This is a genomic window from Streptomyces sp. NPDC040718, assembly GCF_055593565.1.
Genome location: NZ_JBVIXO010000022.1, coordinates 15,351 through 30,306 on the forward strand (window position 1 = coordinate 15,351; position 14,956 = coordinate 30,306).

Consider the following 14,956-nt stretch of genomic DNA (forward strand, 5'->3'; position numbering starts at 1 on the left):
TCGGGACCTTCGGCCGCGAAAGCGACCTGATCGTTATGCAAGCCTTGCGGGCAGGAGATAGGGGAACAAATGCCGCAGGCCAGCACCACCACGACCGCTTCCAGCCGCGACATAGGGATGGACCTGGGGACCGCGAACACCCTCGTCTACGCCCGAGGCCACGGGATCGTCCTGAATGAGCCGTCCGTGGTGGCGGTCAAGGCCGGCACCACCACCGCCCTGGCCGTCGGAGCCGAGGCCAAGGAGACCATCGGCCGCACCCCGGGTTCCATCACCGCCATCCGCCCCCTCAAGGGCGGGGTGATCTGCGACTACGAGGCCGCCGAGGAGATGATCCGGCACTTCGTGCGCAAGGCGGTGCCCGGCCGCCGCCCCCGCACCCGGATGGTGATCTGCGTGCCGTCCGGCGTGACCCCCGTCGAGCGGCGGGCCATCATCCACGCCTCCACCCGGGCCGGAGCCAAGACCGTCCACCTCATCGAGGAGCCGATGGCCGCCGCGATCGGGGCGGGCCTGCCGGTGGCCGAGGCGCGCGGCTCCATGGTGGTGGACATCGGGGGCGGCACCTCGGAGGTCGCCGTCATCTCCCTCGGCGGGATCGTCACCTCCCAGTCCCTGCGGGTCGGCGGGGACCGGCTGGACGCCGCGATCATGGACTACGTGCGCAAGGAACACGCGCTGCTCATCGGCGAGCGCACCGCCGAGGACGTCAAGGTCGCCATCGGCTCCGCCTGGCCCGTCCCGGACCGGCCGGAGCTGGAGACCCGCACCTTCACCGTGCGCGGCCGGGAGAAGGTCGGCGGCATGCCCAAGACCCTGGAGCTGACCGCGCCCGACGTCCGGGCCGCCCTCGACGAGCCCGTCGAGGCGATCATCGCCGCCGTCCGCACCACCCTGGAGGACTGCCCGCCGGAGCTGTCCGGCGACGTCATGGAGCACGGCATCGTCCTCACCGGCGGCGGCGCCCTGCTGCCCGGCCTGGACCTGCGCATCGCCTCCGCCACCGGCATCCCGGTGTTCGTCGCGGACGACCCGCTGGACTGCGTGGCCCTCGGCTCCGGCCGCTGCGTCGAGGACCTCGACACCCTGAACGGCCTGCTGTCCCCCGCGAAGGCCTGATCAGCCGCGCGGCAGCACCGCCACCACCTCGTACGAGTCCGGCGTCCGCGTCGCCGTCAGGGTGCCCCCGAGGCTGCGGACCCGCTCGGCCATGCTCGCCGTACCCGAGCCCGCCGAAACCGGGGCCCGGCCCGGGGCGCCGTCCGGCAGGCCGTTGCTGACGGCGATCCGCACGTGCGGGCCGTCCGCCCGGACCGACACCTCGATGGTCTCGCCGCGGGCGTGCTTGGCCGCGTTGGTCAGGCACTCCTGCACCACCCGGTACACCGCCGCCTGTCGCAGCGGCGACAGGGCGTGCGCCTGCGGGTCCATCGCCAGCCGGACCGGCGAACCGGCCCGCCCGCTCTCCTCCGCCAGCGCCGCCAGCCCGTCCACACCGGGCGTCGCGGCCCGCTCCCCGCGCTGCACGATGATCTCGTTGAGCACCAGGTGCGCCCGCCGGGCCGTGTCCGACAGCTCCTCGAAATCCTTCGCGTACGGGGTCTCCCGCGCCCGCATCGACAGCACCTCCGAGCGCACCGTCAGCAGGGTCAGCTCCCGCCCCACGAAGTCGTGGACGTCGCGGGCGACGGAGGTCCGCTCCTGCTGCACGGCGTTCTGCACCGCCGACTCGGCCCGCCTGGCCTCCAGCTCGCGCACCAGGTCGTGCCGGTAGGCGGCGATCCCGACGGCCGAGGCGAGCACCCCGATGGGCACCACCAGGCCGAGGAAGGAGCTGAGCGTCGCGGCCCTCGGCTCGGGCCAGCCCGGCACGCAGAACACCGAGACCGCGAAGGCCACGTACCCGACGGTGGCCAGGACGGCGGCGCGGCGCCCCCGGTAGCGGCCGACGGAGTACAGCGCGAACTGGATCAGGGTCAGCTCGTGCAGCCAGCCGATGAACACCAGGGCCGTGAGGTACGCCGCCCACGGCACCCGGCGCCGCAGCAGCAGCGTCGAGCAGCCCACGGTGAGCACGACGGCGGCCCCGGCCCCGTTGAGGGAGTTGTCGGCGGCGGCCAGACCGGGCAGGTCCAGCGCCATCAGGGCCAGGCAGCTCAGCGCCGTGAGGACGTCCTGCGCCCGCGGTGAGGCGCCCCGGCCCTCGGCCAACCGGCGGCCGGAGGCCACGAGCCGGTGGAACGCCGACGGGGCGGGCTTGACGTGCATCTCCCCATCATCCGTGGTCCGCGCCCGGGATCGGATCGGCGGATGGGACGGGATGAAGTGATATACGGCACTCCGCTTATCGTCCGAAAGGGGACCGAAGCCCCTCCTCCCGGCGACCTTCGCCCCGCCCGCGCCCACACCGGCCGCCGTGGCGTCGGTGATGATCCCGCTGTTCTGGTACGTCACCCGGCACCTGGCCCGCCCCGGCTCCCCGCTGCGCGCCCTCCCCCACTGGCTGGTCCCGGCCGCCCTGTACCTCGCGGTGGCCGCGCTGGTCGTGACCCGCTTCGGGACCGGCCTCCTCCGAGCGCGCGCGAAGGCCCCCGCACCGTCTCCGAACGGTGCGGGGGCCTTCGTACTCCGTACGCGACTACGCGGCGGGCAGGCCGGCCAGCTGCGCCTGGATCCGGGCGATGTCCGCCTCGGCCTTGGCGAGACGGCCCTTGATCTTGTCCACGACGTTGTCGGGCGCCTTGGCGATGAACGCCTCGTTGCCCAGCTTCGCCTCGGCCTGCTGCTTCTCCTTCTCGGCGGCGCCCAGGTCCTTCGTCAGGCGCTTGCGCTCGGCCTCGACGTCGATGGTGCCCGACAGGTCGAGGGCCACCGTGGCACCGGCGACCGGGAGGGTCGCGGAGGCGCTGAAGGCGTCGCCCTCCGGCTGGAGGCGCAGCACCTGGCGGATGGCCGCCTCGTGCGCGGCGAGCGCCGTACCGGACAGGTCGAGGCGGGCCGGAACCTTCTGCTTGTCGTCGAGGCCCTGCTCCTTGCGGAAGCGGCGGACCTCACGGACGAGGTTCTGGACGTTCTCGATCTCGGTCTCGGCGGCCTCGTCGCGGAAGCCACTGTCCTTGGGCCAGTCGGCGATGACGAGGGACTCGCCGCCGGTCAGCGTGGTCCACAGGGTCTCGGTGACGAACGGGACCACCGGGTGCAGGAGGCGCAGCATGACGTCGATGACCTCGCCGAGGACCCGGCTGGAGACCTTCGCCTGCTCGCCGCCCGCGAAGAAGGTCGTCTTCGACAGCTCGACGTACCAGTCGAAGACCTCGTCCCACGCGAAGTGGTAGAGCGCCTCGCTGAGCTTCGAGAACTGGAAGTCCTCGTAGTAGCCGTCGACCTGCGCGACCGTCTTGTTCAGGCGGGAGAGGATCCAGCGGTCGGTGGCCGACAGCTGCTCGGCCGGCGGCAGCTCGCCCTCGATCGTGGCGCCGTTCATCAGCGCGAAGCGCGTGGCGTTCCAGATCTTGTTGGCGAACTTGCTGGACGCCTGGACCCAGTCCTCGCCGATCGGGACGTCGGTGCCGGGGTTGGCGCCCTTGGCCAGGGTGAAGCGGACGGCGTCGGAGCCGTACTTGTCCATCCAGTCGAGCGGGTCGACGACGTTGCCGAAGGACTTCGACATCTTCTTGCCGCGCTCGTCGCGGACCAGGCCGGTCAGCGCGATCGTCTTGAAGGGGACCTCGCCGTCCATGGCGTAGAGGCCGAACATCATCATCCGGGCGACCCAGAAGAAGATGATGTCGTGGCCGGTGAGCAGGACGTCGGTGGAGTAGAACTTCGCGAGGTCCGGGGTCTTCTCCGGCCAGCCCAGGGTGGAGAAGGGCCACAGGCCGGAGGAGAACCAGGTGTCCAGGACGTCGGTGTCCTGGGTCCAGCCCTCGCCCGTGGGCGGCTCCTCGTCGGGGCCGACGCAGACGATCTCGCCGTCCGGGCCGTACCAGACCGGGATGCGGTGGCCCCACCACAGCTGGCGCGAGATGCACCAGTCGTTGAGGTTGTCGACCCAGTCGAAGTACCGCTTCTCCATCTCCTTCGGGTGGATCTTGACCCGGTCGTCGCGGACCGCGTCGCCCGCGGCCTTGGCGAGGGTCTCGACCTTGACCCACCACTGGAGGGACAGGCGGGGCTCGACGGTGGTGCTGCAGCGCGAGCAGTGTCCGACGGAGTGCAGGTAGGGGCGCTTCTCGGCGACGATCCGGCCCTGCTGGCGCAGCGCGCCGACGACCGCGGAGCGGGCCTCGAAGCGGTCCAGGCCGAGGAAGGGGCCGTGGACGGTGATGACGCCGTGCTCGTCCATGATCGTCATGTTGGGCAGGTTGTGGCGCTGCCCGATGGCGAAGTCGTTCGGGTCGTGCGCCGGCGTCACCTTGACGCAGCCGGTGCCGAACTCGGGGTCGACGTGCGCGTCCGCGACGACCGGGATGGAGCGGTCGGTGAGCGGCAGCTTGATGAGCTTGCCGACGAGGTGCTTGTAGCGCTCGTCGTCCGGGTGGACGGCGATGGCCGTGTCACCGAGCATCGTCTCGGCGCGGGTGGTGGCGACGACGAGGGTGTCCTCGCCCTCGCCGTACTTGATGGAGACCAGCTCGCCGGCGTCCTCCTGGTACTCCACCTCGATGTCGGAGATGGCCGTCAGACAGCGGGGGCACCAGTTGATGATGCGCTCGGCGCGGTAGATCAGCTCGTCGTCGTAGAGCTTCTTGAAGATGGTCTGGACGGCCTTGGACAGGCCCTCGTCCATGGTGAAGCGCTCGCGCGACCAGTCGACGCCGTCGCCGAGGCGGCGCATCTGGCCGAGGATCTTGCCGCCGTACTCTTCCTTCCACTGCCAGACGCGCTCGACGAACTCCTCGCGGCCCAGGTCGTGGCGGGACTTGCCCTCCTCGGCGAGCTGCTGCTCGACCTTGTTCTGGGTGGCGATGCCGGCGTGGTCCATGCCGGGCAGCCACAGGGACTCGAAGCCCTGCATGCGCTTGCGGCGGGTCAGGGCGTCCATGAGGGTGTGCTGGAAGGCGTGGCCCAGGTGGAGGGAGCCGGTGACGTTCGGCGGCGGGATGACGATGGTGTACGCGGGCTTCTCGCTCGCGGCGTCGGCCGTGAAGTAGCCACGCTCCACCCAGCTCTCGTAGAGCTTCCCCTCTACCTCGGCCGGGGCGTACGCGGTCGGCAGTTCTGAGTTGGGGGCACTGGGTGTCTGCGTGTTCTCGGTCACGGGGCACAGGATACGGCGGGTGCCGCCCCCGTCACGAATCCATTCCACCGCGGGCACTCCCGTTGACCCAGGGCCTGCACGCCATGGGTGTCGACGGGGCCGTCATCCGGGGTTCCGGCACTCCCGCGGGCGGGGCGACGCGCTGCGGCACCCTGGCGGCCGGGGCGGCGCACCGTCCCGGCCGAGAACGGCCCGGTCGCGATCAAGGACGTCGCGGGGCGGACCCGTGCCCTGCGGGCCGCGATGGAAGTACCGGCGTGGTCGTGGTTCGGTAACGGCCGGTACCCCGATGCCCTGGGAGGGCGACGCTTCCGCCAGGATGTGTGAAACGGATAAGCAGACCTCACAGGGGGACTCGGGATGAGTTTCAACCAGCCAGGGCCGTACGGCCAGCAGCCGCAGCAGCCGGGCCCCTACGGCCAGCAGCCCCCGAACCCGTACGGCCAGCAGCCGCAACAGCCCGGCTACGGCTACCCCCAGCAGCCCCCGCCCCCGTCCTACCCCCAGCAGCCCGCACCCCCGTCCTACCCGCAGCAGCCCGCACCCCCGTCCTACCCGCAGCAGCCCGCGGCCCCCTCGTACCCCCAGCAGCCCGCGGATCCCTCGTACCCCCAGCAGGGCGGCTACCAGACCCCGCCGCCCCCACCGCCGCAGCCGGCGTACGGCTACCAGCAGCCGCAGCAGGCCCCCCAGCACCCGCAGCCCGCGTACGTCCCCCCGCCGCCGGCCCCGCCGAAGAAGTCGAAGGCCGGCCCGGTCATCGCGGTGGCCGTGGCCGTCGCCGTGATCGCGGGCGGCGCCTGGTGGTTCCTGGGCTCCGGCGGCTCGGTCTCCGACGAGACGAAGGGCTACAAGCTGGTCGCCCCGCAGGCGGTGGGCGAGTTCCAGAAGGACCCGAAGTACCAGGCCAAGGAGCTCAGCGACCAGGAGAAGCAGGCCATCGAGGCCGCGGGCGTCAAGAACCCCACGCAAGTGGGCATGGACTACTTCGTCGGCGACCCGAAGAACCCGCTCACCTTCAAGGGCCTCGCCTTCACCGGCGTCTACGGCGAGATCGCCGACCCGGAGAAGACCGTCGACGGTCAATTCGCCGCGCTCCAGCTGAGGCTCTCCAAGGACGGCAAGTCGGACGTCCAGCTCATCGGCAGCCCGAAGGAGATCACCCCCTCGGGGTTCGATGGCGCCGTCCTGAAGTGCCAGGAGATCAAGGCCACTTCGAAGGGCCCGAACGCCAAGGGACCGAAGGAGGTGACCCTCCCGGTGTGCGCCTGGGCCGACTACAGCACCGTGGCCACGGTCATTTCCAGCGACACCGCCGCCATCCTCGCGAGCAAGCCCGGCTACACCCTGGAGCAGAACGCCGACCTCACCGCGAAGCTCTACGACACCGCCCGCGTCAAGAAGTAACCGCGGGCGGCGGGTACGCGGAAGGGGCGCTCCCGTGGGGAGCGCCCCTTCTCGTATGCCCTTTGCCGCTACGCCGACTTCTCGTGCGGGCCCTGGTCCTTCGGGACGATGCGGGGGACCAGCGTCGGGTTGACGTTGGAGCGGACCACGTCGGCCGTGATGACCACGCGGGCCACGTCCTTGCGGGAGGGGACCTCGTACATCACCGACATCAGGACCTCTTCCATGATGGCGCGCAGGCCGCGCGCGCCCGTCTGGCGGAGGATCGCCTGGTCCGCGATGGCTTCGAGGGCCTCGCGCTCGAAGTCCAGCTCGACGCCGTCGAGTTCGAACAGGCGCTGGTACTGCTTCACCAGCGCGTTGCGCGGCTCCACCAGGATCTGGAGGAGCGCCTCGCGGTCCAGGTTGTGCACCGAGGTGATGACGGGCAGGCGGCCGATGAACTCGGGGATCATCCCGAACTTCACCAGGTCCTCCGGCATGACCTCCTGGAACTGGTCGCTCGCCTCGATCTCGCGCTTCGAGCGGATCGTCGCCCCGAAGCCGATGCCCTTGGCGCCCGCACGCGACTCGATGATCTTCTCCAGGCCGGCGAAGGCGCCGCCCACGATGAAGAGCACGTTCGTCGTGTCGATCTGGATGAACTCCTGGTGCGGGTGCTTGCGGCCGCCCTGCGGGGGCACCGAGGCCGTCGTGCCTTCCAGGATCTTCAGGAGGGCCTGCTGCACGCCCTCGCCGCTCACGTCACGGGTGATCGACGGGTTCTCGCTCTTGCGGGCGACCTTGTCGATCTCGTCGATGTAGATGATCCCGGTCTCGGCCTTCTTGACGTCGTAGTCGGCCGCCTGGATCAGCTTGAGCAGGATGTTCTCGACGTCCTCGCCCACGTACCCCGCCTCCGTCAGCGCCGTCGCGTCGGCGATGGCGAACGGGACGTTGAGCATGCGGGCCAGGGTCTGGGCCAGCAGGGTCTTGCCGGAGCCCGTGGGGCCCAGCAGGAGGATGTTGGACTTCGCGAGCTCGATCGCGTCGTCGCGGCCCTGCGCGCCGCCGTTCTCGCCGGCCTGGACGCGCTTGTAGTGGTTGTAGACCGCTACCGAGAGCGCCTTCTTCGCCGGCTCCTGGCCGACGACGTAGCTCTCCAGGAACTCGTAGATCTCACGGGGCTTGGGGAGTTCCTCCCACCGGACCTCGGAGGTCTCCGCGAGCTCCTCTTCGATGATCTCGTTGCAGAGGTCGATGCACTCGTCGCAGATGTACACACCGGGTCCTGCGATGAGCTTCTTCACCTGCTTCTGGCTCTTTCCGCAGAACGAGCACTTGAGCAGGTCGCCGCCGTCACCGATGCGTGCCACGAGGTGCTTCCCCTTCGCCTGGGAGACGCTTTGGTTCAGCGCTCCTGGTGCCTCATATCCGACGGTACCTTGCCGGGGGCCCCGTTCGGGGCCCCCTTGACGCGGTTCACATCGCGGAATCCCGCGGTGCTGCCGCGCCGGGTGGCGGCAAGGATCAGACCGCGTTCATCTTGCGGGTCGAGACGATCTGGTCGATCAGCCCGTACGCGAGCGCGTCCTCGGCCGTGAGGATCTTGTCGCGCTCGATGTCGTCGCGGATCTTCTCGATCGGCGTCGACGAGTGCTTGGCCAGCATGCTCTCCAGCTGGTCGCGCATGCGCAGGATCTCGTTGGCCGCGATCTCCAGGTCGGAGAGCTGCTCACGGCCGGTGCCGCCGGAGGGCTGGTGGATCAGCACACGGGCGTTCGGGAGGGCCATGCGCTTGCCGGGGGTTCCGGCGGCGAGCAGGACCGCGGCGGCGGAGGCCGCCTGGCCCATGCAGACCGTCTGGATGTCCGGCTTCACGAACTGCATCGTGTCGTAGATGGCCGTCAGCGCGGTGAAGGAGCCACCGGGGCTGTTGATGTAGATCGAGATGTCGCGGTCCGGGTCCATCGACTCCAGGCACAGCAGCTGCGCCATGACGTCGTTGGCCGAGGCGTCGTCGATCTGCACGCCGAGGAAGATCACGCGCTCCTCGAAGAGCTTCGCGTACGGGTCGTACTCGCGCACGCCCTGCGAGGTGCGCTCGACGAAGCGCGGGATGACGTACCGGTTGTCGACCTGAGGGCCGGAGTAGAGGCCGCTCGCGGAGAAGTTGTTCTGCATCTGGGTGTTCACCGTCCTGGTGGCGTTCTGCGGGCTGTGGGTGCCTGGCACGGGCGGGCGGGGCGCACGGTCCTCGTACGGGACGCCGCGCGCCGGGCCGGGGTCAGGCCCCGGTGCCGCCGCCGCCCGGGACCAGGGACGCGGCGGAGATGATCTCGTCGATGAGGCCGTAGTCCTTGGCCTCCTCCGCCGTGAACCAGCGGTCGCGGTCGCCGTCGCGGATGATCGCCTCCACGGTCTGGCCCGAGTGGTGCGCGGTGATCTCGGCCATGCGCTGCTTGGTACGCAGCAGGTACTGGGCCTGGATCTTGATGTCCGAGGCGGTGCCGCCGATGCCGGCGGATCCCTGGTGCATCAGGATGTCGGTGTTCGGGAGCGCGAAGCGCTTGCCCGGCGTGCCGCCGGTGAGGAGGAACTGGCCCATGGAGGCGGCCATTCCCATGCCGATGGTGACGACGTCGTTCGGGATGTACTGCATGGTGTCGTAGACCGCCATGCCCGCCGTCACGGAGCCACCGGGGCTGTTGATGTACAGGTAGATGTCCTTCTCCGGCTCGGCGGCCAGGAGGAGGAGCTGCGCCGTGATCTTGTTCGCGATCTCGTCGTCGACCTGCTGGCCGAGGAAGATGATGCGTTCGCCGAGCAGCCGGTTGTAGACATGGTCGCCGAGGCCGCCACCGATGGACGGCTCACCCGCGGCGTAAGGCTTCAGATTCGTCACGTATCCACCTGCTCGTCTCCGACGGCCGCTTGCCGTCTCAGCGTCTTGTTCTGGGGCGCGGACCTACCGGGGGGCGATGCCCGCCGGCTTCGGGTACTCCCGTGCCCTCGTATTCATGGACCCTAACGCGCAGGTCGGACAACGCCATCCCGCTTCCCGAACTGTTCGCTCGGAGCGCAAGCTCCCGAGCGCCCCGCGAGGGGACGCGGAAGGGCCCGGACGCGGCTGCGTCCGGGCCCTTCCGGGCACTGCTCAGGGGGCTCCGCGAGGGCGCCTCCCAGAGGTGTTACTTGGCCTCGGCGTCACCCTCGACGGCGGCCTCGACGACCTCGGCGGCCGTCTCGGTCTCGTCCTCGTCGTCGGAGAGGTCGACGACCTCGCCCTTGGTGTCGACGACCTTGGCGGCCTCGACGACGACCGCGAGGGCCTTGCCGCGGGCGACCTCGCCGACCAGCATCGGGACCTGGCCGCCCTCGACGACGGCCTGGGCGAACTGGTCGGGGGACATGCCGGAGGACTGCGCGCGGCGCATGAGGTGCTCGGTGAGTTCCTCCTGGTTGACGCCCAGCTTCTCCTTGTTGACCAGCGCGTCGAGGACGAACTGGGTCTTGATGCCCTTGACGGCCTGCTCGGAGGTCTCGGCGTCGAACTCCTCGACCGTCTTGCCCTGGATCTCGAGGAACTTCTCGAGGTCCAGGCCCATCTGGCCGAGCTGGTGGTGCTCCAGGTTGTGCTTGCGGGTCTGGACCTCGTCCGCGAGGAGCTTCTCGGGGATCGGGACCTCGACGAGCTCCAGCAGCTTCTCCAGGACGCGCTCCTGGGCCTGCGTGGCCTGGTCGTACTGCTTCATGTTCTCGAGGCGCTTGCGGCTGTCCGCCTTGAGCTCCTCGAGGGTGTCGAACTCGCTCGCCATCTGGGCGAACTCGTCGTCCAGCTCCGGCAGCTCGCGGGCGGAGACCTTGGTGACCTTGACGGTGACCTCGGCGTCCTTGCCCTCGGCGGAGCCGCCCTTCAGCTGCGAGGTGAAGGTGGCCTCGCCGCCGGCCTCCAGGCCCTTGACGGCCTCGTCGATGCCGTCGAGGAGCTCGCCCGAGCCGATGGTGTAGGAGACGTCGGTGGCGACGCCGTCCGCGAGGACCTCGCCGTCGACCTTGGCCTCCAGGTCGATGGTGACGACGTCACCCTCGGCGGCGGCGCGCTCGACGTCCTTGGTGGACGCGAAGCGGCCGCGCAGCTGCTCGACCGACTTCTCGACGTCCTCGTCCGAGACCTCGACCGCGTCGACCTCGACCTCGATGCCCGTGTAGTCCGGGATCTCGATCTCGGGGCGGACGTCCACCTCGGCGGTGAACTTCAGGAGCTCGTTGTCCTTCAGCTCCGTGATGTCGACCTCGGGCTGGCCCAGCGGGTTCAGGTCGGCCTCGTTGACGGCCTCGGTGTAGAACTTCGGGAGGGCGTCGTTGACGGCCTCCTCCAGCACCGCACCGCGGCCGAAGCGCTGGTCGATGACGCGGTTCGGGATCTTGCCCTTGCGGAAACCCTTCACCGTGACCTGCTGGTTGATCTTCTTGTACGCCGCGTCGAGGCTGTCCTTGAGCTCCTCGAAGGGCACCTCGACAGTGAGCCGAACCCGAGTCGGGTTCAGGGTCTCCACGGCGCTCTTCACGGTTCGGTCTCCTTGTGGCTGACTGCTTGGGGTTCTGCCGGACCGCTGCGATTCAGCGGCCTCGGCGGATTCGGCCCGGCATCAGACACACGGGCACGCAGCTTGCATAGTAACCGCAAGCGGCAATCAGCCCACAACGCGATCTTGCCGAAGGGTCCCTGTCGGCGGGCGGTACTGAGTGGTGCTGGTGGTCGGGGTGGCCGGATTCGAACCGACGACCTTCCGCTCCCAAAGCGGACGCGCTACCAAGCTGCGCCACACCCCGTCGGTGCGACACGTAGGGTACATGCCCGGAGACCCTCCGACGTCCCCGGTTTACCCGGCGGGCGCACGCGCGTGCGGGGCGGGCCGGGACACGGCGGGAAAAGCGGTGTGCACTCCCCCCGCGCGACCCGCTAGGATGCTGTCCGTGCCGCGGTCCCCGGACCTGCGGCGCGCGTGTTGCGGGTGTAGCTCAATGGTAGAGCCCTAGTCTTCCAAACTAGCTACGCGGGTTCGATTCCCGTCACCCGCTCTTCATGGCTCGGGGCCAGGCCGGAGATCTTCTCCAGGACCTGGCCCCGAGTCGTTTCCGCGTGGCCGCCGCGCCGCTTCCGCGCACGGCTCCCGCTCAGAGTTTGATGCCCGCGATGGTGTCCGCGAGGGAGTTCAGGAAGCGGTTGACGTCCGGGGCGATGGAGCTGGACGCGAGGAAGAAGCCGAAGAGGACCGCGACGATCGCGGGACCGGCCTTCATGTGCTTGCCGCGGATCAGGATCACCAGGATGATCGCCAACAGAACCACCACTGACAGCGAAATGGCCACTACTGATCACACCTTCGGTCGTCCCCTGGCCGGCCCGGCGCGCGCGGCTTTGCACGCCCCACATGCACCATCCTCCCACCAACCGGCCCCCGCTATCCGTCCCGTGACGAATAGCCATCACGGCATTCCCGCCAAGCGGGCGCGTACCCGGCACATTTCGGGCGTCAGGGTGCGGTGATGCCGAGGAGGGAGCGGACGTGGGCGTACTTCGCGGTCAGCCGGTCGCGGGTGGGCGCGTCCAGCACGGACAGGCGTACGGGGTCCGCGTTGTGTGCGATGTCGGCCTCCTTCACGAGGAGGGCGCCGGGGGTGGCGAGGATGCGGGCCGCGTACTCCCCGACCGGTTCCCCGCGGCGTTTGGTGAGGGCCAGGACCATGTCCTTGACCTCCTGCGGGAGGGCGGCGGCCGCGAGCTGCGCCGGGCTGAGCGCGTCGTCCTCCACCGAGTCGTGGAGCCAGGCCGCGGCCTGCTGGGCGGGGCTGCCGCCGCGCAGGCGGACGCCTTCGGCCACGGCCGCCAGGTGCTCGGCGTAGGGCCGTCCGGCCTTGTCGGTCTGGCCCTCGTGCGCGGAGCGGGCGAGGGCCTCCACCTCGGCGAGGGTCAGGGAGCGGTCCGTCATGCGATCTCCTTCGCTGCCGTGCGCAGGGCCTCGGCGGCCCGGTCCACGTCCGCCGGCGTGGTGCGCCAGTTGGAGAACGCGGCGCGCAGGCCGGCGGTTCCCCCGAGGACGGTGGGCGTGACGAAGACGTCGGCGCCGACGGCCTCGCGCAGGGCGGTCAGCCGCTCGGGGGTGGGGGCTGCGGCGAGGGTGAAGCAGACGACGTTGAGGCGGACCGGGGCCAGCAGCCGGAAGGCCGGGTCGCGGTCGAGGCGTTCGCCGAGGGAGCGGGCGCAGGCGATGTCCCTTTCGACGATCTCGCGGTGTCCCTCGCGGCCGTAGGCGCGCAGGGTGAACCAGGCGGCGAGGGCCCGCAGCCGGTGGGAGTTCTCGGGCGTGAGGTGGACGAGGTCGGGGTCGGGGCCGAGGGGGCCGAGGTAGGCGGCGGAGTTGGCGAAGACCCGGGCCTGGAGGTCGCGGCGGCGGGTGAACTGGACGGCGCTGTCGTAGGGGACGTTGAGCCACTTGTGCAGGTCGACGCAGACGGAGTCCGAGGCGTCGAGGCCGGCGACGAGGTGGGCGTGCCCGGGGGTGAGCGCGGCGAAGGCGCCGAATGCGGCGTCGGTGTGGAGCCAGAAGTCGTGGCGGTCCTTGAGGGCCGCGACGGCCCGCAGGTCGTCGAAGTCGACGGTGTTGACGGTGCCTGCGTTGGCGACGACGACCGCCGGGCCCGGTGCGTCGGCGAGGGCCCGGTCGAGGGCGGCGGGGTCGACGGCCTCCCGGCCGGGGAGGGTGGGCACCGGGACGAGGGCGGCGCGGCCGAGGCCGAGGACGGACAGGGCCTTGGCGATGGAGGAGTGCGGGGCGCCGGACAGCACGCGGACGGGGCCGAGGGCGGCGACGCCGTCCTGGGCCGGGGAGACGCCGAGGCGTTCGCCGAGCCACTCGCGGGCGATGGCGAGGCCGGCGGTGTTGGACATGGTGGCGCCGCTGACGAAGGTGCCGGTGTGGGCGCCGGAGAGGCCGAAGAGCTCGCGGAGCCAGCCGGTGGTCTCGCGTTCGAGGTGCTGGCCGGCGCCGTCCATGGCGGAGTTGGAGTTCTGGTCGTGGGCGGCGGTCAGCCAGTCCCCGGCGAGGGCGGCGGGGGTGGCGCCGCCGGTGACGAAGCCGAGGTAGCGGGGTCCGGCGGAGGCGGAGAGCCGGGGCTCCCAACGGGCCCGGAACTCGGCGAGGGCCGCTTCCGTGCCGGTGCCGTGCCCGGGGAGCGGCGCCGGCGGCGGGGCGTCCTGCGGCGGTACGACGGGGCGGTCGTCCAGGGTCGCGAGGGCCTCGGCGGCGGCGCGGCGGGTGGCGTCGAGGAGCTCGGGGAGGCGGGCGAGGTCGGCGGCGAGCGTGGGGTCCATGGGCGGCACGGTAGACGTCCCCGGGCGGGGGTGACCGGGCCAATCGGCGCCGAGTGGCCCGGACGGGCGGGGCGGTCAGGCCGCCGTGTACGACGGGGCCGGGCGGCCGGCCAGGGTGGTCATGCGGGCGGCGATCGTGGCGGCGGGGGTGCGGGGCAGGCGGTCGGCGATGAGGCCGTCGGCGAGGAAGAGCACCTGGTCGGCGTGGGCGGCGGCGGCCGGGTCGTGGGTGACCATGACGACGGTGGCGCCGAGGGAGTCGACGGCGTCCCGGAGCAGGCCGAGGACCTGGGCGGCGGTGGTGGTGTCGAGGGCTCCGGTCGGCTCGTCGGCGAAGACCACGTCGGGCCGGGTGACCAGGGCCCGGGCGATGGCGACCCGCTGCTGCTGCCCGCCGGACAGTTCGGCGGGGCGGCGCCGGCCCTTGCCGTCCAGGCCGACCCGGGCGAGCAGCTCGGCGGCCCGCGCCCGGTCCTGGCGGCCGCCGCCGAGGCTCATCGGGAGCAGGACGTTCTGCTCGACGGTGAGCGAGGGCAGCAGGTTGAAGGCCTGGAAGACGAAGCCGAGGCGGCTGCGGCGCAGTTCGGTGAGCTCGTTCTCGTTCATGGTGGTGATCTCGGTGCCGCCGAGCCGGACGGAGCCCTCGGTGGGGGCGTCGAGTCCGGCGGCGCACTGGAGGAAGGTGGACTTGCCGGAGCCGGAGGGGCCCATGACGGCGGTGAAGCTGCCGCGCGGCAGGGTGAGGTCGATGCCGCGCAGGGCGTGTACGGCGGCGGCGCCCCGTCCGTGGACGCGCCGTACGCCGCTCAGCTCCACGGCGGGTCCGGTCTCCGCGTCGTGTCGCCTGGTCCGCCTGAGCCCCATGGTGTGCCGCCTTCCGTTACCGGTGTCCGTTGGTGTCCCCGACGCTACGGAGGGGCGTGGGGCGGCGG

12 protein-coding genes and 2 tRNA genes are annotated in these 14,956 nt (G+C 71.0%); 3 read left to right on the plus strand and 11 right to left on the minus strand.

What is annotated here, in order from left to right; all coding sequences use genetic code 11:
• Positions 1-69: 69 nt before the first annotated feature.
• Positions 70-1,119 (plus strand): rod shape-determining protein, encoded by a 1,050-nt coding sequence (locus ACZ597_RS33320; RefSeq protein WP_471338698.1) that lies wholly within the window; start codon positions 70-72, stop codon positions 1,117-1,119.
• Here ACZ597_RS33320 and ACZ597_RS33325 read toward each other — a convergent pair whose 3' ends face one another.
• A complete protein-coding gene (locus tag ACZ597_RS33325) occupies positions 1,120-2,268 on the minus strand; it encodes a sensor histidine kinase (RefSeq protein WP_471338700.1) in 1,149 nt (382 codons plus the stop codon). It abuts the gene before it with no gap.
• Positions 2,269-2,638: 370 nt separating this feature from the next.
• On the minus strand, positions 2,639-5,260 hold the full coding sequence (locus tag ACZ597_RS33330; RefSeq protein ID WP_471338702.1) for a valine--tRNA ligase: 2,622 nt from the start codon (positions 5,258-5,260) through the stop codon (positions 2,639-2,641).
• A gap of 360 nt (positions 5,261-5,620) precedes the next feature.
• Here ACZ597_RS33330 and ACZ597_RS33335 point away from each other — a divergent pair, with 360 nt between their 5' ends.
• A complete protein-coding gene (locus tag ACZ597_RS33335; RefSeq protein WP_471338705.1) occupies positions 5,621-6,667 on the plus strand; it encodes a hypothetical protein in 1,047 nt (348 codons plus the stop codon).
• A gap of 68 nt (positions 6,668-6,735) precedes the next feature.
• Here the strand turns inward: ACZ597_RS33335 and clpX are convergent, their stop codons facing one another.
• From clpX to ACZ597_RS33360, 5 genes are all read right to left on the minus strand, one after another.
• Entirely contained in the window at positions 6,736-8,022 is a 1,287-nt protein-coding gene (gene clpX / locus ACZ597_RS33340) for an ATP-dependent Clp protease ATP-binding subunit ClpX (RefSeq protein ID WP_007264060.1), read from the minus strand.
• A gap of 154 nt (positions 8,023-8,176) precedes the next feature.
• The gene (locus tag ACZ597_RS33345; RefSeq protein ID WP_362467265.1) at positions 8,177-8,830 is read right to left on the minus strand and encodes an ATP-dependent Clp protease proteolytic subunit; all 654 of its coding nucleotides are present in this window, start codon (positions 8,828-8,830) and stop codon (positions 8,177-8,179) included.
• Positions 8,831-8,933: 103 nt separating this feature from the next.
• Positions 8,934-9,551, minus strand: coding sequence for an ATP-dependent Clp protease proteolytic subunit (locus tag ACZ597_RS33350; protein WP_362467257.1), 618 nt, complete (start codon positions 9,549-9,551; stop codon positions 8,934-8,936).
• 286 nt (positions 9,552-9,837) lie between these two features.
• Positions 9,838-11,217 carry a trigger factor gene (gene tig / locus ACZ597_RS33355; protein WP_471338707.1) on the minus strand — a complete coding sequence of 460 codons (1,380 nt, stop codon included), beginning with the start codon at positions 11,215-11,217 and terminating at the stop codon, positions 9,838-9,840.
• A 188-nt stretch (positions 11,218-11,405) separates the two neighbouring features.
• Positions 11,406-11,482 (minus strand) — tRNA-Pro (locus ACZ597_RS33360).
• 178 nt (positions 11,483-11,660) lie between these two features.
• On the opposite strand from ACZ597_RS33360, the gene ACZ597_RS33365 reads away from it, so the two are divergent.
• A tRNA-Gly gene (locus ACZ597_RS33365) sits at positions 11,661-11,731 on the plus strand.
• Positions 11,732-11,827: 96 nt separating this feature from the next.
• On the opposite strand, the gene ACZ597_RS33370 is transcribed toward ACZ597_RS33365, so the two are convergent.
• From ACZ597_RS33370 to ACZ597_RS33385, 4 genes are all read right to left on the minus strand, one after another.
• Positions 11,828-12,022, minus strand: coding sequence for a hypothetical protein (locus tag ACZ597_RS33370; RefSeq protein ID WP_079426944.1), 195 nt, complete (start codon positions 12,020-12,022; stop codon positions 11,828-11,830).
• Positions 12,023-12,186: 164 nt separating this feature from the next.
• On the minus strand, positions 12,187-12,642 hold the full coding sequence (locus tag ACZ597_RS33375) for an HD domain-containing protein (protein WP_471338709.1): 456 nt from the start codon (positions 12,640-12,642) through the stop codon (positions 12,187-12,189).
• On the minus strand, positions 12,639-14,024 hold the full coding sequence (locus ACZ597_RS33380) for a pyridoxal phosphate-dependent decarboxylase family protein (protein ID WP_471338711.1): 1,386 nt from the start codon (positions 14,022-14,024) through the stop codon (positions 12,639-12,641). Before ACZ597_RS33380 ends, ACZ597_RS33375 begins: the two co-directional genes overlap by 4 nt.
• 75 nt (positions 14,025-14,099) lie before the next feature.
• A complete protein-coding gene (locus tag ACZ597_RS33385; RefSeq protein ID WP_471338713.1) occupies positions 14,100-14,888 on the minus strand; it encodes an ABC transporter ATP-binding protein in 789 nt (262 codons plus the stop codon).
• Positions 14,889-14,956: the final 68 nt, after the last annotated feature.